Source organism: Rhodoligotrophos appendicifer, from assembly GCF_007474605.1.
GTDB classification, from domain to species: Bacteria; Pseudomonadota; Alphaproteobacteria; order Rhizobiales; family Im1; genus Rhodoligotrophos; species Rhodoligotrophos appendicifer.
This window is the reverse complement of record NZ_VHKL01000007.1, coordinates 118,702-141,881: the sequence shown is the minus strand read 5'-3', so window position 1 is coordinate 141,881 and position 23,180 is coordinate 118,702. Positions and strand designations below refer to the sequence as shown.

Below are 23,180 nucleotides of genomic sequence, written 5' to 3'. Positions count from 1 at the left end.
TGCTTTAAGTTATAGGCACTGCTCGTGCAGTGCCGGGTTTCCACGTGACCCTCACACGGGAATTCAGGGAATAGACTCTGTCGGTGATCTGGCGGGCAGCGATGGTCTGGCCTCCCTCGAGCTTCAGCGTGTAGGCCGTCAGCTCGCCGAGGTAGATGACCTCAACGATCTCAGCAGAAACACCTTCCCCATCGTGAGTGACGATTAGATGCTCGGGTCGGAGCAGCAGCTGTGCCTCCGTACCTGGGGAAAGAGATGGCGCCGCTGTTACGGTTAAGGTCCGCTTGAACGCAGGGACCTCGATCTCAGCTTCCTCTCCAACAAGCCGTTTGATGACAGCTGGGATGAGATTGGATTCGCCGATGAAACCGGCGACGAAGGCGTTGCGTGGAGCGTTGTAGATCTCGGAGGCGCTGCCAAGCTGCTGCATGACTCCTTGACTCATAACTGCCACACGATCGGAGAGCACGAGCGCCTCCTCCTGATCATGAGTGACATAGATGGTGGTGCGACGATGCTCCTGATGGAGGCGTCGTAATTCAAGCTGCACCGAGCGACGCAATTGTTTGTCCAGCGCTCCCAAAGGTTCATCCATCAGCAATACGTCGGGTTCAATCACGAGCGCTCGGGCCAGGGCGACCCTTTGCTGTTGACCACCGGACAATTGTTGAATGGGACGCTTTGAGTATTCTTCCATCTGGACAAGGGCCAAGCATGCCTGCACTCGGGCGAGGATCTGATTCCTGGCCACACTGCGGACCTTCAGACCGTAGGCGACATTCTCTGCCACCGTCATATGCGGAAACAGTGCATAGTTCTGGAACACCATACCGATATTGCGCCTGCGGGCCGGCAGATGTGTCACGTCGCGATCGCCGATAAAGATCCGGCCTTCCGTGGGCTCCAGATAGCCAGCGGTTAAATTCAACAATGTTGTCTTGCCGGAGCCCGACGGACCCAACAGTGTCAGGAACTCGCCAGCCCGCACTTCCAGATCCGTCGGTTGAAGTGCGGTGAAGGCGCCGTATTTCTGCTTCACAGCATCAAGGCGCAGCGGCTGTCCGGCTATGCTCATGATGTAGCTCTCCCGGAAGCTTTAGCGACCCCTTGAACGATGATGAAAAGCACGATCGCAATACCGATCATGAGGGTCGCAGCAACGGCGATGACGGGCGTGAATTCCAACCGGATCGACTCCCACATCTTAACAGGCAAGGTTTTGTTGCTGTATCCCGCCAAGAAGACTGCAACAACGACTTCGTCGAAAGACGTGATAAATGAAAAGATGGCTCCTCCAACTATGCCCGGGGTGATGTTGGGTAAAGTGATGGTCCGGAAAATCGTCCAGGGGCCTGCCCCCAGGCCCGCCGCAGCCCTGATCCAGTTGTCGTTGACCGCCCTCAAAGCTATGCCGACATTGATCACGACGAAGGGTAAGGCCAAGAGTGAGTGACCCAGGCTCATGCCCAAAATGGTCCCGGACAAGCCTACATCGAGGGCGCTGCGATACAAAGCCACCGCGGTCACGATCACCGGCACGATCAGCGGGGCCAGAAACAAGCCGGTGAGAAAAGCACGCCATTTAGGGCCAACACGCCTAAGCCCTAAAGCTGCCGCCGTCCCTAGAGTTACCGCAATCGCAGTGGCCAGAAGTGCGACCTCGATACTGTTCATGAACGCACTCCGCCACTCGCCATCGGCGAAAAAGCGGCTGTACCAATCGAGTGAATAATCGTTTGGCGGCAGAAAGATATAGCTCGCCTTGTTGAAAGACGCCGGCAACACCGCAAGGATCGGCATCACCAAGAAAGCCAGCACGACGCTTGTCGCACCATTTCCGACAATGCGAAGAGGTAAGGGCAGCCGGTTCATTTTGCAACCAGCCCCTTGTCGAGGGGCAGAAGCCGAGCAGCAAAGGCCATGATCGCCAGCACGATCACCAAGAGCACCATGGAGCCGGCTGCCGCTAATGACCAGGCGAGACGCTCGTTCACGAAGTTGGCGATCAGCATAGACAGTGTGATCGCATTCGCTCCGCCCAGGAGAGCCGGCGTGATGAAGAAGCCAAGCGACAGCAAGAAGACGAAGCTAGCTCCTCCGGCTATGCCGGGGAGGCACAGGGGCAAGTATACCCTGCGAAATGTGTCAAGGAGCCCGGCACCCAATCCGTCGCTGGCCAAAAGCAAATTACGATCGATTCGGCTCATAGCGGCGTAGAGCGGCAGTACCATGTAGGGCAACAAGATATGGACCATGCCGACGACAACGCCGACATCATTAAACATCAGGGCCAAAGGTTGATCGGTGACACCAAGCTCGATCAGAAAACGATTTACGGGACCATTGCGCTCCAGCAGAAGCATCCAGGAAAAGGTCCTGACCAGTACAGAGATCCAAAAAGGGAAAAGCACCCCGTACAGAACAACTGTAAAGGCTAAACCTTTGAGCTTACTGAGAGCATAGGCGACGGGCCATGCCAGGAGAATAGTGACCACAGTAACCAGGAGCGCCACCAAGAAAGTGTTTATCATCACCCGACGATAAACCGAGCTCTCCAACAGTACCGTAAAGGTCGCGAGCGGCCCCATCTCATCGGTGAACGCCAGGGTGAATAGACGAACCAGCGGGCCGATGAACGTCAACAAGAGCACGAGCACCGCCGGCCCCAACAGCAGTACCGTCTCCCAATGTCGCCTTTTTGCTCCCAAGGCTCGGCTCCTCCTTCTGCCCGATTATGCCCAACCGCTGAACAGCTCCATACCACGCTTCCTAATCTGACCGGCCACCACTACACGCTGAATCTCAGAGGTTCCCTCCCAGATCCGGTCGACACGAATGTCGCGATAGAGCCGCTCGACTGGATTCTCACGCATGTAGCCGCGCCCACCAAGGACCTGGAGGGCCTTGTCAATCACCCTGCCCGCCACCTCCGAACAGTAAAGTTTGAGCGCGCTGGCATGAGCGTGAACTCGCTTCCGATCGAGGCCCTGGTCAATTTCCCAAGCTACCCGGTACAACATGGACTTTGCGGCGAAGATCTCGACGGCCATATCCGCGAGCATAAACTCAACACCCTGAAACTCCCGAATTGCCCGGCCGAACTGGTGCCGCTGAGTGGCATAATCATTGGCGATCTCCGCTGCCCGAATTGCGGCGCCCAAGCTGTGGGAGGCAATCTGCAATCGGGCCTCCACAAACCAATCCTTGGTGAGTTCCAAGCCCTGCCCAATCTCTCCGAGCACTTTGCTCTCGTCGAGTTCGACCCCCTCCAAACGAAGCTCGGCATGATCAAATGCGAAGTTATGCATGAATTTTGGGGATCGGAGATGGTTGATGCTCGAATTCGGTTTGTCCACCAGGAACAACGTCGGCTTGTCCGGATCATCATCCACATGGGCGTGGACGATCACGAAATCTGAAGCATTATAAGATGTTACGAACCATTTCTCGCCCGTAACAACCCATTTTCCGCCCTGCTTAACTGCCCTTGTCTTAACGCGGCGAGGATCGGAGCCCGCGTCGGCCTCCGTAATCGCGAAACAACCTCGCCTATGCCCGTGGCAAGAGGGCTCAAGATACTCCGTGATTTGCTGCTGCGAGCCAAACTTCAAGCTGACTGGCGGACGCCATACACATGACCAAAGGCCGTTAGTAACACGACCCAGCTGTTCTTCGATGACCGTTTGCTCAGTCATGGTCAGACCTAGCCCGCCATGTTCCTTCGAATGATTGATGCCGGCCAGCCCCCATTCGCGTACCGCCTGTTTGACGGCATCGCGACGGTCCATCGGCAGTTCACCGTGCTCGTCGGCAACAAGCTCAAGCGGAATTAGAACTTGATCGCAGAAATCCCTTCCACGACTGGCTAATTCGAGTTCACGAGGCGAAAAATGAAGATCCATTACATCCTCTGGGGAAGGTCGTTTGAGACTATCAAGGCATCTACCGCCATGCAGCCGCTCGCCGATACGATGAGGGGGTTTACGTCCATCTCCGCGATCAAGTCGCCGAGATCAGCAGCAAGGATTGAAAAGCGGCTAAGCGCTTCGGCGAGTGCACCAATATCTGCCGGGGGCCTGCCCCTACGGCCGTCGAAAAGTGGGCGAAGCCGCAGCCGATCAATTAGGCGGAGAGCCTCCTCCGCGCCGAAGCCCGGCAGCGCGACAACCCGGTCTTGCAACACCTCGATCCAAACGCCGCCTGCCGCAAGGATTACTAACGTCCCGAATTGAGGATCGCGAATAAGCCCGAATGCCACCTCGATGCCAGGCGGTGCCATTTCTGCCACCAGCACATTCGGTCCTAGTCGCGCGCACAAATCCGCATAGGCTCGGACCAGCGCATTCTCGTCAGGAAGATTGAGTAGGACCCCGCCAAAATCTGACTTGTGGTCGATGCCAGGCTCGGCTGTCTTCAACGCCACGGGGTAGTTGATCTCGGCTGCTGCTCTGACGACCTCCACGAGGCTTGCCGCCCGTTGCAATCTCGGCACGGAAATTCCGTAATCCGACAAAAGCGCCAGCGATTCGGCTTCGTCGAGATGTGCTGCGCCGCCGAGCCTCGCTCTCCAACGACCTATGACCTCGGGTTGTGTCGGCGCAACCACATTCCGCTTCAGTGCCTTCGCATCGCGGAAGGTCAAAAGCGCTTTGATCGCCTTCAATGCTTCCTCGGTGCCGTCAATGACTGGCACCCCTTGTTCTGTCACCTTGAGCGCGAGATCGCGGTGATCGACGCCTGCGAAATTGGTGGCGATCGCCAAGGGTTTGGCGGTTCGTTCTGAGACGCGCAGTACGGCGCGAGAGAACCCATTTGCAATGTAGCTGTCACTGCGAATGTCCTGAAACAACACGCCGACCGAAGTCTGGTCATCCTCCAGCAGCGTGGCTAGACAAGCCTCCACATGATTTTCGAAATCACGCCCGGTCCCCCAGACGTCCAAAGGATTTGCAGGTTGCAGCCCAGCGTCGAGATGAGGCCGGAGGCGCTCCAGCGTGGCCGCCGACACGGCTGCGAAAGACACATCGTGCTTCGCCGCGAGATCGGCCACCATTTCCCTCTCGCCACCAGAGTCGTGCAGACTCACGAGACCTCCCGGACCCGCCTCTCGCCCACAAGAAAACAGCAACAGATGAGCTGCGAGATCATCAAGATTATCAACAGCAAACACACCGTAACGCTCGAACACCGCTTCGTAAGCCGCTGTGTTCCCAGCGATCGCGCCGCTGTGGCTGGCGGCGAAGCCGGCACCTAACTCGGTGCGTCCCACTTTTAGCGCAACGATGGGAATGCGCCGCAACTGCGCTTTCTCGAGCGCGGCTACAAAGCTCGCCGGATCTCTGACTGTTTCAATGAAAAGCCCAACTGTTCGAGTCGAGGGTTGGTCCAGTGCCCAATCGAGGTAATCCGCGGCGGTCGTCGTAAACTCCCGGCCGCTAGATACACAAATCGAGAATTTGAGCCGCTGGTCATTATAGGTGAGTGCGCTGAATGCAGAACCAGATTGCGTGATAAAGGCGACACGGCCGGGCTTCATCCGCTTCCTGACAGCGAAGCCGGAAACTCGCAGGCCAATCTGCGGGTTGAGAAAACCCATCCCATTCCCGCCACAGATCTCCACACCAGCGGCCTTCGCCTTTGCGGTGAGACGCGCACCCAGCGCATCATCTCCGCTTTCTCCCAAGTCACAGCTGGCAAAAATCGTCGCGGCACGCGCCCCATGGACTATGGCCTCATCAAGGCCATCCTCCAGAGCCTCGTTGGCCAATCCGAGCACGACGTGCTCAACAGTTTCCGGGAGCCCTTTCAGATTAGGAAAACAAGCGACGCCTTCAACTTCGCCGTATTTCGGATTGATTGCATAAACCCGGCCAGCATAACCATCCAATGCCGCTGCCCACATCATCGTGTTGCCTGGGCTGTCTCGCCTAGGTGAGGCTCCGACAAAGGCAATCGAGCGGGGCTTCAGCAGAGCATCCAGGCGCAACGGTACCGCGGACTGCGAAATGTCCCCGTCGGGAAGCGTTCTACTCGTTATGGCCTCCCCCATCCCGTTCTCTCCACTCGCTTGGCCCATGATAGCTCTGAAAGCCAAACACGCGAGAGCCGGAATTGTCAGGAGGTCATGACTTCAGGTCATGGCAAGTTGCACAAAGCAACCTCCGGCTAGCATCACGCGTGACCGGGTGGATTTAAGATTGATCGTCCCTGGCTTCTTCTGAAGGATCAAATTCTTCTTGAATATGGGAAATGTGAAGTCGGGAGGGGGAAGGCTCTGAAGAGCCATCATTGTCATCGCCGCAATGATGGCGGACGCAACGACGCATGAAACAATTGATCCGCGCATGAGCGAAAGCACTGCGGCAGCCGCAGACTGAGCGTGCATAGGAAATCCCCTTCCCCTGCTTTTTCTCTCCAATGGCGCTCCCCAGCACCATCAGTTCAAAGGAGTATAGACGGAGGGAATAGCCAAGCAATGCGTTGGATGTGTCGAAACCATCACAAACGCTCCAAATCTTAGGTGGGCGGCAAGGCCTCCAAGATGATGACAACCTGTCCCTCAGCCACTTGGTCGCCCTCGGAGCCAGACACACTCTTCACCCGCGCGCGACCGGCTGAGAGCAACGCATGCTCCATTTTCATCGCTTCAAGCAGCGCGAGTCTATCTCCGCGTTCAACTTCATCACCTACGGCAACAAATATTTTCATGAGCTTGCCGGACATGGGTGCTTTGATCGTCGAGCTGCCTTCAGCAGCATCAAGATCACGGTCTAAGAGATCCTGCGCCCGTATCTCCAAATGCAAACCGCGCCACTGGGCGAAGATCATATCATCATCGTCATGGATCACCGCCACCTCTGGGATCCCATCAACCGAGGTCAAGAGCCGATTCCCCTCGATTATTACCCCTGACAGACGAGTTTGCTCCGGCCCGACCAGCATTGCGCTGCCCTGATTTTCCCAAAGTACATCAATCGAGGCAGGCTTGCCGTTGATCAGCAAATGAATCCTGTCCCTGCGGCAACCGCCCAGGGCCCAACCGTTCATCTGTGACCATGGTGAATCCGGCTCGTTTGACAAGCGCTTGGCGCGACGGGCATTCACATTCCCCAGATGATGCATCCAAAGACCAGCAGCAACTGCTTGGATGGCAGACTCACTCAGCTGTGGGACCAGACCGGCAAGACCAGAATCGATAAGTCCAGTGTCAAACTGTCCGCTGACGAACGGGGCACTCCCCAGAAGTTTTGCGAGAAAGCCGAGATTGGTGCGAAGCCCAAGCACCGTTGTTGCGTGAAGGCTCTCTACCAGCCGCTTGCGCGCTTCCTCTCGTGTTTCTCCCCAAGCGATCAGCTTGGCGATCATCGGGTCGTAATAAGGGCTTATTTCCGATCCGGCCTCAATGCCGGTGTCTATGCGGAGCCCGGGTTCGTTACTGGGCCAGGAAAGGCTCACGACCTGCCCGGTCTGCGGAAGAAAACCGTTCTCGGGATCTTCTGCATAAAGACGAGCTTCGATCGCATGCCCCCTCGGAGCCCCTAAATCAGTTTGAGACAAGGGCAGCGTCTCTCCAGCGGCTACGCGGAACTGCCACTCAACAAGATCTACACCGGTCACGGCTTCGGTGACCGGATGCTCAACCTGAAGTCGAGTGTTCATCTCCATGAAGAAGAATGAGTCCTCGTTCAAACCTTGGCTGGTATCGGCAATGAACTCTACTGTCCCAGCACCGACATAGCCAACCGCCTTTGCAGCGGCTACAGCAGCCTTCCCCATCCTTACTCGCATGCTCTCTGGCATGCCGGGCGCGGGTGCCTCTTCTATTACCTTCTGATGGCGCCGCTGCATGGAGCAATCACGCTCAAAGAGATGCAATGCCTGGCCATGCATATCCCCAAAGACCTGAACTTCTATGTGGCGCGGATTGGCGACGAAACGCTCCAGAAGCACGCGATCATCTCCGAAGGCGGATTTCGCCTCTCTGCGACAACTACCGAGAGCCTCAACAAAATCCTGATGACGGCTGACCCGGCGCATGCCCTTTCCGCCACCGCCGGCAATCGCCTTGATGATTAGGGGATAGCCCAGCTCATAGGCCTTCTGCTTGAGAAAATCCTCCTGCTGAAGCTCACCATGATATCCGGGGACGACAGGAACGCCCGCACTCTGCATCAGTTGCTTGGCCGCATCCTTGAGACCCATAGATCTAATTGCGTGGGGCGTCGGACCGACGAAAGCAATCCCAGCCTGTTCACAAGCTTCTGCGAAAGTGGCGCTTTCAGAAAGGAAGCCATAACCCGGGTGAATACATTCCGCCGCTGCACTCCGTGCAACCTCAAGGATGCGGTCGCCACGCAGATAGCTTTGAGCCACCTCTGCAGCCCCGATGCAATAGGCTTCATCCGCCGATCTTACATGAAGCGCTGCAACATCAGGCTCCGAATAAACCGCGATCGTACGTAGCCCAAGCTTTCTTGCCGTCCGGATCACGCGGACCGCTATCTCGCCGCGATTGGCAATCAAAACGGACGAAAACATTAGGCCCCTCCACGGGCAGCAGGCTTATTACCCAGACGGGCGGCGTAGTCGAATGGCATCAAAGCGTCAATGGTGCTGTCCTCGCACCCTGCCCGAGAGATCAAAGCTCCCATTCTGCTTTTGCCAGGGAGATCAGGCGGCGCCCAACCCCTCACGCGAAAGTTCAGCAGCAACCTCAATTACGCTTTCACTCAAAGTATCGGCCAGAAAATCCACTTCCATCCGATTGAGAACCAGAGGTGGCGAAATAATGTTCAGCGCGCCCAGGGGACGGACCATCAAGCCTCGCTTGCTGCAGCTCGCGGCAATTCTCCTGCCTATGTCGATGTCGGGTGCGAAGGGTGCCTTGGTTCGCTTATCAGCAACATACTCGATGCACATCATGAAACGGCGGCCACGGACATCGCCGACGAGCGGAAGATCGGAAAGTGCGTTCAAGCGAGTTTCGAGGTATCCGCCGAGTGACCGGACATGGCCGCAAAGATCTTCACGTTCGATAATTTCGATGTTCTTGAGTGCCACGGCGCAGCCGATGGGATGACCACTATAGGTATAGCCGTGAGCAAACATCGCCGTCGGATCGGCAGCAGAGATGACGTCGTAGATCTCGTCGGTAAACAGCACTGCCGAAAGGGGAAAATAGCCCGAGGTCAAGCCTTTAGCGGTGTTGATGATATCGGGTATGAAGCCAAACTCGGCCTCACTGGCAAACATATGACCAATTCGGCCGAACGCCGTGACCACCTCGTCGGCAATGAAGAGAATCCCCAGGCGACGGCAGGATTCAGACATCCTTTTGTTGTAATCTGCGGGAGGCACGATGACCCCTCCCGAGCCAAGAATAGGCTCGGCGATGAAGGCTGCAACATTGGTGGCCCCGATCTCAGCCACTTTAGTTTCGAATTCTGCGAGCAACTGGTCGCAGAAGGCTTCCTCGGTCATGTTCTGCGGCCGACGGTAGGGGTTTGGAGAGGAAATATGGTGGATGAAGTCGCTGAGATAGTGGAAGTGCGGAGAACGGTCCCCGAGCCGATTTCCTAGGGAAATTCCAAGCATCGTGGAGCCGTGATAGCTATCGTGACGGGAAATCACATGCCGCTTGTTCGGTTGTCCTTTGCGGCTCCAGTAATAATGAGCCAACCGGACCGCCGTATCATTGCCGGTTGATCCACACGTCGCATAAGCAGTGTGATTCAGGCTTCCTGGCGCGAGCTCGGCAAGCTTAGCTGCAAGTTCGGCAGCCGGCGCGTTGGTGGTGTCTCCGAATGCCGAATAGTAAGCCAGACTTCTGGCTTGGTCTGCCATGGCCTCCGCTATTTCCTCACGACCGTAACCAACATTCACACACCACAGGCCAGCGATCCCATCCAGGAACCGGTGCCCATCGCTATCGAAGACATAGGCACCTTCGCCCCGACTAATGATTGTCGCTCCAGTCTCGTGAAAACTATCAAAGTGTTGCCACGGATGAAGAAAATGGGCCTTGTCTTTGCGCCAAATGGTCTCCGCATCCATGCGATTGTGACCATGAAGGTTCATGCGTAAAGCCCCGTTCTCATTTGATATGAATTCACCGTTCTGCGCAGGTTGGACCAGCGCAGATACAGTGTCCAGCCTCAGGGCTTCTGCCGTACGCAGCTCGCGACAGCCGACTTCAATTCGTTGGCTGATTTTGTCGCCGCAACCTTTTGAAGGTCCGCAAGTCCCTTCTTGATCTGCTCATCCGACAGGCCCTGCTGCTTGGCCGCAGATTGGAACAACTGACGGTAGCGTACTGCTGCGTCACGCACCTGAGGATCGCCTGTCATGCCCGACTGGACTGCCCAGCCGAGGGCTGCAGAGCAGGTCGCCCACATATCGCGGCTCATGACAGTTTCGGTCGGCTTGGGTGTCGCGGAGACCATTAATTGAACCGTCTCCGCGATGTTCTTAGTCAGGCGTTCCATGCTCTGCTGACAGGCGATCAATACCGGCTGCTCTTCCTTATTCAAAAGCCGCCGCTTCTCAATCATCGCATCAACAGACGTCTTTACCCTCTGGCGGACGATCTTCGGGTTCGCACTACTTCCCTGCATGGCCGCGATGTATGCGCCAAACAGTTCTTCATACTTCGAGCGTATCTCGGCTGCCGCATCCTTGGCGACCTTATCGGGGGCACCCTTTTCTGCCAAGGCGCCGAGAGCTGCACAACGCAGCCAGCTCGCCGCAGCGGGAGGAACATCCTGAGCACTGCCGGGGAGTGAAGCAAGCAGCAAAAGGGGTGCAGCAAATAACAGTCGGTTAAGCATCATTGACCTCGCTTTAAGAGCACCATAGCGAGGCTTGTTGATCGCGTCATCGGGTAGCCGGTCAGTTTCCGGTTACCGGTCAATGCAACACCACTACGCCCTGGAGCTTAGCCTCATTTTCTGGCTCGACGTGAATGATGGCTTCCACATCAAACTCGGCCGTAAGCGCTTCTTCAATGCAATCACAGATGTGATGCGACGCGGCCACAGTCATATCACTGGGAACGACCAGATGGAACTCGACGAATATCATTCGTGCAGCCTGGCGGGTCCTCAAGTCATGCACTTCAATTGCTCCGCTGGCCGATCTTGAAATAATCTCGCGGAGCCGTTCCAACGTTTGGGGATCGACCGACTCATCCATCAGTCCTCCTACCGACACCCTAACAAGGCCAAAGCCCATCCAGAGGATGTTGACTGCGACGATTGCAGCCAACATCGGATCAAGGATGGTCCAACCTGTGACTTGGGCGAGGCTGAGACCCAAAATAACCCCGATCGAAGTCACGACATCCGCAAAGAGATGCTTCCCGTCCGCAAGTAGAGCGGGTGATCGACGGGCGCGGCCAGCACGAACGAGAAGGAAACCCCACACCGCATTTACCGCAGTGGCGATCCCATTCACCAGCAATCCCATAGCTGGCGCCTCGACAACTTGAGGTGCCAGAAAACCGTAATAGGCTTCGCGAAAGATCGACAGCGAGGCAGCGACGACCAAAGTGCCTTCCAGCACAGCCGATAGATATTCCGCCTTGTGATGACCAAAGGGGTGGTTGCGGTCTGCTGGCTGGGCACTCAGATTCAATGCCACTAGCGCGGCGATTGCCGCCGCAATATTGATCAGGCTTTCGAGGGCATCAGAGTAAAGCGCGATCGACCCGGTAATCCACCATGCCCCCAGTTTCAAAAGGAATACCAGCACGCCAACGGCGACGGTGTAAGCAGCGAGCCGTATCGAGGCCTTCATAATCTCACGTCCCAGTCGAACAGTTTAGCGCAGCGCTACTCGGATAGAGGCCACACGACAAGATGCTAGGCGATGCGGCGCTTGCGACCATTACCGCAAGGGGCTGATAGAGTTTTCCGGAGGAGAGCTCGAAATGATAATGATGCAAATCAAAGATCCATGTTTCGGGGCAAGGGGCTCTCGGTTCAAATGACGCATATCCGATTAAGAGATCTCGGTATCGCCACCGGTCAGATGGCTGCCGGCCCTCTCAACGCCATAACCGACGTCGCGGGTATTGAGGTTGGGTTCGAAACCCTGATCTGTGATCATCCCATGGTTGCCCGCACCGGAGTGACCGCCATCTGGCCTTCAGCCGATATCTTCACCCACTCCGTATTCGCAGGGTATCATTCGTTCAATGGAAATGGAGAGATGACCGGCACAATCTGGCTTGCTGAACAGGGTCTCCTGGCATCTCCTGTCTGTATCACAAACACTCACGCTGTCGGCATTGTTCGGGATGCGATCTGCCGTCTTGCTGTAAAGAGAGGCGTCGAACAGGCTTGGCATCTGCCCGTTGCCGCAGAAACCTGGGACGGTTGGCTGAGCGATGCGGAGCGATTCCCCGTCACGACCGACCTGGCGCTTCGTGCTCTGGAGTCGGCTGCCGGCGGGTATGTGGCGGAGGGAAATGTTGGGGGTGGGACCGGCATGATCGCACACGAGTTCAAAGGCGGTACAGGAACGGCATCCAGAATCCTTTCGCCAGAACAAGGCGGATGGACCGTCGGTGCTCTTGTGCAAGCCAATTACGGCATGAGATCCATGTTGCGGGTAGCCGGCGCTCCTGTGGGTCTTGAGATCCCGGAACGTCTGGTTCCTCGTCCGAAAGAGAGCAAGGATGATCAGGGCTCCATCATTGTCGTCCTTGCAACCGATGCGCCGCTCCTGCCAATCCAGTGTCAGAGGCTAGCACGGCGGGCTACCACAGGTTTGGCCTGGGTCGGCGGATTCGGCGCCAACAGCAGCGGCGACATCTTTCTTGCATTCTCCACCGGCAACAAAGTGTCACTTACCCAGCCAATGATGGATGTTCAGATGCTCGGTATCGAACAGTGTACCCCTTTATTTCAAGCAGCGGCGGAAGCAACCGAGGAAGCTATCCTCAACGCCATCATCGCAGCCAAGACCATGACAGGCTATCGTGGCCGAACTGCCCACGCCCTTCCCCATGATTTGCTGATCAGCGCCGTGAACCGCTACCGTCGCGAATAGGCGCCCCTTTCACAGGAGCGCCCCTTCACTCGAAGTCGACCGGTCTCAGCAGTGGCAGGAGAGGATCGCCTTCCCTAAAATTCTCAGAAAGCAACGTCCAATTTGGCCTTCGCCAAGTAGGCTTCAGCCTCGCCATTGAGACCGATGTCATATTCCCCACTGAAACTGGCTGTGATCCCCGAGGAAAGAACGGCCTGCATCCCCGCGGTGATTTCCGCTCGGAAGCCGCCAGTGTTGGTCTCGATCTCCAGACCGTCAATGATCGTGGTCATATTTTTGAGGAACTGGTTGGAGAGGCCAATTCCGCCGAACGCCATCATACCTCGGTAGTCGGTCATGGCTGTGATCCCCAAGCGTCCCAACAACGCATCGTTGCTGTCGAAATCGACATTGCTGACACCATTGTTGAATTTGTCGAGCGAGACAATTTGGTAAAGCAGCTGTGCCATCGGGACCAAGGAAATATTCTCGGCAACATCGTAGGTGAAGCCACTCTCAACAGAGAGACCAAAGACGCCGCCTTTTATCGAACGGTCAGATTGAGCCACAGCCTGGAGGTCCGCACTCACGATCTGATACTGCATCGAGAGGTCGGCGAAAATATCTTGAGCCATGTAGCTAACATATCCGCCGATTGCGGTCATGTTCCCGCCCGTGCTGCCCGCAGATCCCACGTCGCGACCCGTGACATCAGCAGACGAATAGGCATATCCGGCCATGAGGCCAATCCTGGCGCCACCCATTTCCGGCAAAGCAAGGATATCGAGGCCCATCAATGCACCGGCCGTCGTTGCATCAATGCCGACCCCTGTGTCGTCATCCAAATTGAATCCACCACCAAAGGCCCTGATCCACGCACTCGGCGCCTCACTCCAATTAAACCCGCGGCGATCAACAAAGCGGCCGAGCATCTGATTGGTGGTCTCGACGATGCTGGTTGGAAGAGCGGCTGAGACATAACTCTCGGGTGCAACCAGGGTCGTTATGCCAATAACGTACCCTCCAAGCGGGTCGATTCGCGTTTTCAAAAGAATATCTTGCCCATTCTGGACGTAGCGATGATCCAGAGCAAAGGACCCACTGGGCAACTCGCCGCCTACGGTAATCAGCTCAACTCGCGATATGTCGCCAATCTCCGCGCTCCCGCCAATCTCAGTGCTATCCACATTGAGAAGTTGGACAGATGTCCTGCTACCGGCAACATTTCCACCAATCGTAAATTGATCATGCGTTACGCCGGCTTCATGGGACGCCGCCGAAAAATCCACTTCAAGGGTCACCGTGGCACCCGGAGTCGCAATGTAATCTCCCATGACCGTAGTTATACCTGGCGAGTTGCCTGGGCTGATATTGCCTCCACTTACAAGATTTCCGCCAATCGCCACGTTACCACCCAGGATTGAGGTCCCGTCTACGGACGCGTTGCCGATAATTTGTGCAGGAGCCGCTTCGCCCCCTGCAAGCTGAGAGCCATGCATCAAAAGCAGATCTTCCCGAACCACGACTCCATTGCCGAGCTCCAGTTCAGACCCTGCCAGTTGCAGCGAGCCATTCACGACGGTTCCATCCCAGATCGACGATCCGGTGGCGCCCTCAAAGTGAAGATCAGAGACCGTGTCCTGAAAGATTTCCTGGTCGTCACCCCCTACCATGCCGGTCAAGACATTCGCCCAGTGAATGTCATATGGCTGGCTCGAATTATTGTATCCGGTTAACAGAATTTCGCTCAGTCGGCTGATTAAGTCCTGGGAGCAATTCTCCACCTCTCGTGCTTCGCAGTTCCCCGTGTCCAAGGTGCCAATTATTGTGTCATTGAACAGATACTGAACCTCGTTTCCTACGTATAGAAGACGAAGATTGTTCCAGCCATTGTAATTCACGCTGGCAGTCGTCTCCGACCAGGTGCCCTCCAGATCGTTCCATACGCGAATAACACCGTTACCGTCGACGTTTGAAAAGCCGATGATTGGCGAAGCTTGCATTGCCCCGTCTGTGCCGGTGATATTGCCCCACAAGGACGGCGCCTGGAAGATTCCCCTCTCGCCATCATCGCCCGCACCAGGCGCTGACGACCAGCTTGAGGGAATAAACAGATTGCCGGAGACGAAGCTGTCGCCACCGCCCAGGTTCGTCTGCGCCTTAAAGCCTTGTGTGCTATAAAATTCCCCCTGAAGATCCTCGGCACGATTCTGCACAAAACCGCCGGTACCGATGTGCATATGCAGCACATCGGTACGGCCTCCGAACTCGGGCAGAGTTTCAAATTTATCCGTCGCATATCGGTCCGTGTACCAGTCAAGGCCAGCATAACTTACGGGATCCGCGCGAAGGCCTTGGTTGGCAATCATTCCGGCGGCCATGAGAAGGACCGACAGAGCCGTGGACTGAAGAAGTGGTCGCATAATCCCCCCGTGAGGCCAGCTGAGAAACTACCACCCCTGATAACATATGGGATTTTACTCCTCTATAGGTTGCATTAACCAGATTGTGATCCTGAGGATCGCGCTCCCTTTTCCACAGCGGAGTTGGAGGCCTAAGGTACAGATTTTCTGACGATTATCGGGTGCGGATATTTCTGCCACACTGGCCAGGAATGGTGTTTGGTTCCCGGCCGCTAGGTGTCACTGACACTGATCAGGGCCAATCAGTGCTGCGAAAACCGATTCTTTATGGTTGATTCAACTGGACCCGCTGCACCAAGCCCGAGGCTCGACCGCTATGTTCGATGCGAACTGTCAGCCTTTAGCCAACGGATGAGTTCTTGCGTCCTCTGTCGCAAAAGATCTTCCCGGTTTTCTTCCGACCGCGGGTGAACGCGGGAATTACCGTTTCCGGCACTTGTTACCATTTCACGTAGCGCCGTCGGAGGCAGAGGCGCGACGTCGAGCGTCGGCTGGAGGAACTCTGCAAACCGTACCATGGTGGCCAGTCCGCCTAGGTCCGCGGATTCAATCGGCCCGGTGATGCCTAGGCGTCGTCCGATGCTGTTTCGCACTACAGCGTCAATAGCCGCTGCCGAGGCCACCCCCTGCGCCCAAAGCGACCAAGCTTCTCGTAGTGCCGCAAACTGAATTCGGTTGCCAATAAAGCCAGGGATCTCGCGATCAATGACCACAGGCTCCTTACCGATATGTCGCAGCACGTTTGTTATCCATTGAAGTGTCTCTCGAGACGTCTCCGGGCTTCCACAGATCTCAACCAGGGGCAACAGCTGTGGAGGATACCAGAAGTGGGTCGCGACAACGCGCTCACGGCGGTTAGCGCGAGCCCCAAAAACGCTGGCAGGGTGTCCGCTTGAAGAGGCAAGAACAGCATCAGTGGAGCAAATTTCGTCAAGCTTCTCAAAGATCGAAAGCTTCAGCGCCATGTCCTCAGGGACCGCTTCAATCACCAGATCCGCATGCGCTGCATCGGCTATTTCGGTGCTGGTTGTGACACGTCCCAGGATGGTGGCGACCTCGCTGCGATGTAGCAGTTCGTGCTCGGCAAAGGTGCTGAGACTTTCACTTATTTTTTGGAGGGCCCGCTGCAGGCTCTCCTCGCGATGGCCTATCATCGTCACCTGGATCCCACCCTTAGCGAAGACCTCGGAGATCCCATGACCGATAATACCGTTGCCAATCACGGCCACACGGCGCGGAAGATCTGGTCTGCTCATGACATTCCCCTCGATTAAGCTTCATTGCCAGAGGCTAGCGACGCAGAGCCAGGGGTCAAGCTCGCACTGTGCACGGACGCACTGCAAAGATATAGATTGGCTTTGCTGCAAGGTCGCGGAGGAGCGTCAGGTGGAGTCGTCGATTTTCACGTCGGATTTCAGAGAGCAACCCTATTGGTGGGACGCGGCTCCGCTGCTGCCGCAAAGCAGCCTGCCTGCCCTGCCCGCTTTGGCGGATGTCGTAATCATCGGTTCTGGCTATACGGGACTGGTCGCTGCTGTGAACCTCGCTCGGGCCGGCGCCGATGTTGTGGTGATCGAGGCGGAAGATGCAGGGTATGGTGCATCCAGACGCAACGCCGGCTATTTGGGCCGTACGTTAAAAAGGGATTATGCTTGGCTGGCCAAGCGCCATGGCAGCGAATACGCCCATGGAGTTTATCGCGAACTCAACGAAGCTTATGAAGCTGTCCGAGACATTGCGGTAGAGGAAGGAATTGATTGTCACATCAATCAGTGCGGTCGGTTCATCGGCGCGACTTCTCGGCCACATTACGAAATTTTAGCGGCCGATCTGGAGACCAATAAGAGGCATCTGGGTGTAGAGTTCCAGATGATCTCTCGGGCAGAGCAGCACCGCGAAATCGCTTCGGATGCATATTTCGGAGGCGCGGTAATCCCTGATCTGGGCTCCATCCATCCTGGCTTATATCATTCAGGATTGCTCAGGGCTGCTCTGAATTCCGGGGTGAAAGTGATCTCGCGCACCACCGCGCGTAGCATCCGGCAGAAGAGATCTGGTTCGAGCAAGGAACAAGTCGTGGACACCGATCGCGGAGAAATCACCGCCGGGAACGTCATCTCTGCGACAAATGGATATACGCGGCAGAGCTTCTCGTGGTTGGCCCAACGGCTCGTGCCATTTAAGGGCTACATGATTGCCACCGAGGTCCTGAGCGCCGACCTCATCAATCGTCTCTTGCCGCACCGCCGCACATATATCGAAACGAATATGAACATCAATTTCATTCGGCCCGCGCCAGACAGCGAGAGGATCCTCTTTGGAGGCCTTACAGGAAGCCGTGCCTCAGATGCTCGCGCAATCGCTCCAGCACTCCGTCGGATCCTCCAGCGACTGCTCCCCGATATCGGAGAGGTCAGGCTTTCCCACGCATGGCTTGGGCAGTGCGCCGGAACCTTCGATTTCATGCCGCACATCGGTGGCGCAGACGGGCACTATTATGCGGGTGGTTACAATTTTGCTGGCGTTCCGATGGGCACACATTTCGGTCGCAAGCTTGCTCTCAAGATCCTTGGAAAACCTGAAGGCCAGTCGGTGTTCGAAATTCAACGCTTTCCTACGCTGCCCCTTTACAACGGGAACGCTTGGTTCATGCCGTTAGCGATGAAGTATTTCGATCTGCATGACCGGTGGATCGCACGAGGTTGAAGGCTAGTGCAGGGCGAAATCGAGCGCTGCATCGGCGTGAATGGCCGTTGTATCGAACACCGGGATATCCACGTCTCCGGCGCCTAGCAACATGGTAATTTCCGTGCAGCCGAGAACAACTCCGTCACTACCCATCCTACGGGCACGGCCTATGATCTCCAGAAAAGTCTGTTTGGACGGCTCGGAAACGATCCCGAGGCAGAGTTCATCGTAAATAATGCGATGGATCTCCGCCCGCTCTGCTTCACCGGGCACCACGGCCCGAACTCCATGGCGGTTTAAGAGTCGGGCGCGATAGAACTCTTGTTTCATGGTGTATCGTGTTGCCAGGAGCAGGGGCTTCCTCGAGGTCGTGCGCAGGATCGCGGCAGCGGTAGCATCCACAATGTGAATAATGGGCAGCTGTACGGCATCCTCAATTTGCTGCGCCATCTTGTGCATGGTGTTGGTGCAGATCACCAAGCCCTCGGCGCCGCCCCGCCTGAGTTGGTGGGCTGCCGTTATCATCACCGACGTCAGGGCCTCCCAATTTCCTTGGGCTTGGAGAGCAGCAATCTCCGCAAAATCCACCGACAGCAAAAGAAGGGAAGCGGAATGAAGCCCACCCTGTCGAAGCCTGGCACCTTCGTTGAGAAGGCGGTAATAAATGGCCGTACTCTCCCAACTCATCCCACCGATCAAACCCAGCGTCTTCATGTCAGCTCCGATCTTGAAGATTTATTCTTCCCCTGTGGGGAGGCCGGTGGGACCGAAGATGAAGAGGTGGCATTCAAGCTCCAGCCCCCTAAAGATCCAACGTCCAGGTTTGACCATTGAGCGCGTGGCCAAAGGAGCGATGGGGCTCTTCTGAAACGAGCCTAAAACCCTCCGCCCTGTAGATGTGTAATGCTGCTTCCAGAATGTCATTGGTCCACAATGTGACCTTGCGATAGCCGATATCTCGGGCGCGCTCAATGCAACGGCGCACCAACTGTTTTCCGAGGCCGTTTCCGCGCATTGCGGCATCGACGTAGAGAAGGCGGAGTCTCCCGACCTCTGGATCACCGTCCTTCATTAGAAAAACGGAGCCGACGATTTGATGGCCACCGTCAGCAATCCAAACCTGTTCCCGTTCAGTGTCGAAACTTCGGATGAACTCGCTGACGATGCCAGAAATCAGGGCCTCATAAGTCCAATCCCAGCCATATTCCTCGGCGTAGAGACGAGCTTGACGATGCACAACAAAACTCAGATCACCAGGCCGCGGTGCGCGCAAAGTGACCTCTTCCAGTTGTGTTGGCTTTGAGAGAATGGTCGATATGCAGGTCATTGCCGCGGTCAGCCTTGCGATATCCGCACTGTCAAGAGGAGCAAGCATGCGCTCCGCGTCGACAATGGCTGCTTTGTCCAAGGCAGCGAAGGCTGCCTGACCTTGCGAGGTCAATGACAAAAATCGGTATTTCGCATGATGGGCGCTTACCTCCGTTGCGATTAGTCCTCGCAGACGAAACCTCGATAACATGCGGCTCAAATGCGCCTTATCCATATTCAAAATGCGAGAAAGGTCTGCGGCGGTCGATGCGCCCCCATTGGCCAACTCATAGAGAACGCGTGCCTCAGCCAAGCTAAAAGGGCTTTTGGAAAGACGATTGGTCAACACCCCGATCTGGCGGGTGTAGAATCGATTGAAGTTGCGAACTTCGTTGACCGGGGTAGCCATGCAGACCTCCTTGCTTGTAGTGAGTGTTGCCTAAGTCAACACTCACTACAAGCAAGGATTTTGGGCGCTCTCTAAAAGGTTTATCCGAGAGGTTGGCTAACGGTCCTGCAGGCGATCGACCTCACCCAGCGTCTTCACGGTGACGTTCAAATCCGTAATCAGGCCATTTGCGAGAGAATAAACCCACCCATGGATATTAAGGGATTGTCCCCTTGCCCATGCATCCTGGACAAACACATCGGAAGCCACGTTCCGGACCTGACGGATGACGTTGAGCTCGCATAGGCGATCAAGCCGAGCGCGATCCTCTACTATGGCTTCCAGCTCGTGACGGTGATCATGGGCGACCTCGCGGATGGGATGTAGCCAATGGTCGACCAGACCCCGTCGCTGACCGTCCACAGCCGCCCGCACGCCGCCGCAGCCGTAATGACCAACCACCATCACGTGCTTGACCTTCAGTACGTCCACTGCAAATTGGAGAACCGACAAGTAATTGGCATCCTGAGGCGGCGCAAGATTGGCCACGTTGCGATGGACGAACAACTCGCCGGGATCGAGATCAACAATCTCGTTGGCGGGGACCCGACTATCTGAACAGCCAATCCAAAGATATTCAGGTGCCTGCTGGCGCTCCAGACGACGGAAAAAATCTGCGTCCGTCGCGACTTTGCGAGCCGCCCAGGCTCGGTTGTTAGCCTTCAGATGATCGAGCATGACGCCATGAAATAGCGTGAACCATCGTCGCTCACAAGCGCCTTTAAAAGGGTCGGACCAGGAAAACAGGCTCTCATACCGGCTCCAAATAACCCCAAATTCATATTGCCATAGGCTTTGGTGCGGACGGGGGGAGGTTCTGGACATCGCACTTAAGCCTTTGAAACGCTTGAAAGCGGCTTCAGCCCTTGCTTCTGTCCCATGCACCTGTCACTGTGGATGTTACAAAAAATTCTATACACTTTGACAAACGGTGGGGCGATGGCGGGCAAGGTTCGGTACCTTTTAGAGCGCAATGGCAGGTACTATTCTAGACTGCTCGTTCCAGTTGAGTTGCGTACCGTATTGGGCAGCGAGCTACGTACGCCTCTTGGTGGCGATCGGCGAAGTGCCCTACGCGCTCACAACGCAGCCGTTGCTAAACTGCAAGCCAAGATCGAGGCTGCCCGAGACGAGATTGACAAGCCAAAGGTCAAACGGCGCGGCGCTCAACGAGCCGCACCAATGACCACACCGGCAATGGCTCGATCCCATTATCGCGATCTGCTCGCTGAAGATGAGTCAATGAGAAACCACGATCCTAGATGGGCCTTAGGCTTGCCCGACATGAACTATATCGGAGCGCTGCGCGAAGTCATCAAAGGGACGGTGACGGACAATGTAATGGCGCTTGTCCTGGCGGAGGCGGCCTCGAAGTTTATGGACGCCGGCAATACGGACGTTGAACCGAACAACGAGGGGTTCCGGGAGTACGCACGAGCCCTTGCCGTGGCTGAGGTTGAAGCCCGCAAAGTGATGGCACTGCGCGATGAAGGCGAACCTGATCAACCGCCAACGCATCCACTATTGCAGCCTGAGGCTCCCCTTACCAGCGATACGCTAAAGGCCCGCGCGTTGACGCCTGAAGCCATGAAGACGCTTGAGCAAATTTTGCCGGAGTTTCTTGACGAGAAGAAGGCGCGTCCCGGCACTGTGCGAGAATACATAGTGATTGTGCGTATGTTCGGAGAAGTGATCGACGCCAACAAGCCTCTCTATGCGATCACCAAGCCAAACGTGATCGAGTTCAAACGCATCTTATCAAGGGCGCCAGCCAACTATTCGAAGCGCTTTCCTGGCAAAACGATCCTGGAGGCGATCGAGTTGAACGCCTTGAGGAAACAGCCGTTCGATACTCTTGATCCTTACACCCTCAACAATAAGCACCTGAGCCGATTGCGCACCCTTCTTCAATGGTGCGTCAACAACGCCATCCTTCCAGACAATCCTGCTAATGGCGTCAAGGTCGATGGAAGCACCAACGGCTCCGAGCCTAGCCGTCTTCCCTTCACAACACAGGAAATCAACTCGATCTTCACGCCACTGCTAGACAGAAAGAATCAGCCCTATTCGGAGCAGGTTTGGGCCCTTCTCATTGCGGTTCATACCGGCATGCGGGCCTCGGAGATTGCGCAGCTCAAGATTTCCAGTATCCGCGAAGAGCGAGATATTCTCTGCTTCGCGGTGGAAGAACGCACGAAAAATGCAGGATCCCGGCGCCTCGTGCCGGTTCATAGCAATCTGATCGAGCTAGGGCTCGAAGAGCGCATTGCGGTCCTAAAGCGCGCTCGCCAAACGCATCTATTCCCCACGTGGTTCGAACAGGGAAAGGACTCGGCCACGGACGCAAATGTGCGGTTTACACAGTACATTCCGAGGTGGTTCAGCCGCACTTACCTGCCCAGCGTTGGTATCGTGGACAAGCGGAAAGTGTTTCACTCTTTTCGGCATCATCTTAAAACCGCCCTAGCCGTATCGGGCGTTGATCGACTGACCAGCGATGCAATCACCGGGCATGCAGATGGCTCCGTTGCAGGCCGCTATATTCATGGCGTCTCTATTGAGCGCATGCGCGATGCCATCGAGCTTATGCAGCTCGGCGGTATGAAAATTAGCGATTTTACTTAAAATGCGCTCGAGCAATGGTTCGATTGCGGACCATCCGGTCGCGTTCGTCGCGTTCTCCTCAATGCCGCCTAGCTGTCGACCGTCTTCACCGGCACGAAGCGCATAGTCGCTTGGCTAAATCTCCTGTTGAAAATGAATGATGCGTAACAACACCCGCCTCCCTGCACACAAGTTTCATGCGTCACGAAATCCACAAACCCGCGAAGTTGTTGCGGGCGTGCATGAAGGCGATCCCGGGCGTAAGTTTTTCCATCAACAGACGGGCATAGAGAACGGCCACCAGCAGGTCTTCGACGGTAGATTGGCAGCGAAGGTCTGTGGCGGCGAAGTTACCGTCGAAAAATGAACGTGCCTCCGTCCGGGCGCTGAATTGGTCGCACCACTAAAGAGCGTGGTCCCCTGAGTACCGAGCGCGCCACCGAAGGGCGGCGAGATGGTGGAAGCGGGTGACTTTGCGGGGCAACACTGTCGTGCGGACATAGAAAACGAGAAAAATAAGATCATCGAGATGACTCTTAACTAAATACGACCGTTTTTGTCGCCTCTGAGCTGTATTTGTAGAGCCTTGATCAACTGCAAGGGGCTCACATGCATCAATACGAACGCTGGTATTTGCGTTTCCAGCTCGCTCGCGCACTCAAACTCTCGCACCAGCTCTC

At 56.0% G+C, this 23,180-nt stretch carries 18 protein-coding genes; 4 read left to right on the top strand and 14 right to left on the bottom strand.

The window, feature by feature from the left end; translation table 11 throughout:
- Positions 1-4: 4 nt before the first annotated feature.
- The 9 genes from FKM97_RS16395 to FKM97_RS16355 all read right to left on the bottom strand — a co-directional run bounded on the left by FKM97_RS16395 (position 5) and on the right by FKM97_RS16355 (position 11,793).
- Positions 5-1,039, bottom strand: coding sequence for an ABC transporter ATP-binding protein (locus FKM97_RS16395; RefSeq protein ID WP_170240957.1), 1,035 nt, complete (start codon positions 1,037-1,039; stop codon positions 5-7).
- A 32-nt stretch (positions 1,040-1,071) separates the two neighbouring features.
- A complete protein-coding gene (locus FKM97_RS16390) occupies positions 1,072-1,872 on the bottom strand; it encodes an ABC transporter permease (RefSeq protein WP_205015110.1) in 801 nt (266 codons plus the stop codon).
- Entirely contained in the window at positions 1,869-2,708 is an 840-nt protein-coding gene (locus tag FKM97_RS16385) for an ABC transporter permease (RefSeq protein WP_246105118.1), read from the bottom strand. The genes FKM97_RS16390 and FKM97_RS16385 overlap by 4 nt, the downstream gene beginning before the upstream one ends.
- Before the next feature lie 24 nt (positions 2,709-2,732).
- Entirely contained in the window at positions 2,733-3,902 is a 1,170-nt protein-coding gene (locus FKM97_RS16380) for an acyl-CoA dehydrogenase family protein (RefSeq protein WP_144293513.1), read from the bottom strand.
- Positions 3,902-6,076: an acetate--CoA ligase family protein gene (locus FKM97_RS16375; protein ID WP_144293512.1), complete on the bottom strand. Its 2,175-nt coding sequence runs from the start codon at positions 6,074-6,076 to the stop codon at positions 3,902-3,904. Before FKM97_RS16375 ends, FKM97_RS16380 begins: the two co-directional genes overlap by 1 nt.
- Before the next feature lie 440 nt (positions 6,077-6,516).
- Positions 6,517-8,538: an acetyl/propionyl/methylcrotonyl-CoA carboxylase subunit alpha gene (locus FKM97_RS16370; protein WP_144293511.1), complete on the bottom strand. Its 2,022-nt coding sequence runs from the start codon at positions 8,536-8,538 to the stop codon at positions 6,517-6,519.
- A 132-nt stretch (positions 8,539-8,670) separates the two neighbouring features.
- Complete coding sequence (locus FKM97_RS16365; RefSeq protein WP_205015108.1) at positions 8,671-10,077, bottom strand: aminotransferase; 1,407 nt, start codon at positions 10,075-10,077, stop codon at positions 8,671-8,673.
- 77 nt (positions 10,078-10,154) lie between these two features.
- A complete protein-coding gene (locus FKM97_RS16360; protein WP_144293510.1) occupies positions 10,155-10,829 on the bottom strand; it encodes a hypothetical protein in 675 nt (224 codons plus the stop codon).
- Positions 10,830-10,905: 76 nt separating this feature from the next.
- Positions 10,906-11,793 (bottom strand): cation diffusion facilitator family transporter, encoded by an 888-nt coding sequence (locus FKM97_RS16355; protein ID WP_144293509.1) that lies wholly within the window; start codon positions 11,791-11,793, stop codon positions 10,906-10,908.
- A gap of 189 nt (positions 11,794-11,982) precedes the next feature.
- Here FKM97_RS16355 and FKM97_RS16350 point away from each other — a divergent pair, with 189 nt between their 5' ends.
- On the top strand, positions 11,983-13,050 hold the full coding sequence (locus tag FKM97_RS16350; protein WP_144293508.1) for a DmpA family aminopeptidase: 1,068 nt from the start codon (positions 11,983-11,985) through the stop codon (positions 13,048-13,050).
- A gap of 83 nt (positions 13,051-13,133) precedes the next feature.
- Here the strand turns inward: FKM97_RS16350 and FKM97_RS16345 are convergent, their stop codons facing one another.
- Entirely contained in the window at positions 13,134-15,398 is a 2,265-nt protein-coding gene (locus FKM97_RS16345; protein ID WP_170240956.1) for an autotransporter domain-containing protein, read from the bottom strand.
- A gap of 368 nt (positions 15,399-15,766) precedes the next feature.
- Positions 15,767-16,708 carry a 3-hydroxyacyl-CoA dehydrogenase NAD-binding domain-containing protein gene (locus FKM97_RS16340; RefSeq protein ID WP_144293506.1) on the bottom strand — a complete coding sequence of 314 codons (942 nt, stop codon included), beginning with the start codon at positions 16,706-16,708 and terminating at the stop codon, positions 15,767-15,769.
- 130 nt (positions 16,709-16,838) lie between these two features.
- Here FKM97_RS16340 and FKM97_RS16335 point away from each other — a divergent pair, with 130 nt between their 5' ends.
- The gene (locus tag FKM97_RS16335) at positions 16,839-18,158 is read left to right on the top strand and encodes an NAD(P)/FAD-dependent oxidoreductase (protein ID WP_246105117.1); all 1,320 of its coding nucleotides are present in this window, start codon (positions 16,839-16,841) and stop codon (positions 18,156-18,158) included.
- 3 nt (positions 18,159-18,161) lie between these two features.
- Here FKM97_RS16335 and FKM97_RS16330 read toward each other — a convergent pair whose 3' ends face one another.
- From FKM97_RS16330 to FKM97_RS16320, 3 genes are all read right to left on the bottom strand, one after another.
- Positions 18,162-18,854 carry an aspartate/glutamate racemase family protein gene (locus FKM97_RS16330; protein ID WP_144293504.1) on the bottom strand — a complete coding sequence of 231 codons (693 nt, stop codon included), beginning with the start codon at positions 18,852-18,854 and terminating at the stop codon, positions 18,162-18,164.
- A gap of 88 nt (positions 18,855-18,942) precedes the next feature.
- Positions 18,943-19,857 carry a bifunctional helix-turn-helix transcriptional regulator/GNAT family N-acetyltransferase gene (locus FKM97_RS16325; RefSeq protein WP_144293503.1) on the bottom strand — a complete coding sequence of 305 codons (915 nt, stop codon included), beginning with the start codon at positions 19,855-19,857 and terminating at the stop codon, positions 18,943-18,945.
- Between the two features lie 96 nt (positions 19,858-19,953).
- Entirely contained in the window at positions 19,954-20,574 is a 621-nt protein-coding gene (locus tag FKM97_RS16320) for a carbonic anhydrase (RefSeq protein WP_144293718.1), read from the bottom strand.
- Between the two features lie 504 nt (positions 20,575-21,078).
- Here FKM97_RS16320 and FKM97_RS16315 point away from each other — a divergent pair.
- Together FKM97_RS16315 and FKM97_RS16310 are read left to right on the top strand one after the other, a co-directional pair.
- Positions 21,079-22,521, top strand: coding sequence for a site-specific integrase (locus FKM97_RS16315; protein WP_170240955.1), 1,443 nt, complete (start codon positions 21,079-21,081; stop codon positions 22,519-22,521).
- Positions 22,522-22,657: 136 nt separating this feature from the next.
- The gene (locus FKM97_RS16310) at positions 22,658-22,867 is read left to right on the top strand and encodes a hypothetical protein (RefSeq protein WP_144293501.1); all 210 of its coding nucleotides are present in this window, start codon (positions 22,658-22,660) and stop codon (positions 22,865-22,867) included.
- Positions 22,868-23,180 lie beyond the last annotated feature (313 nt).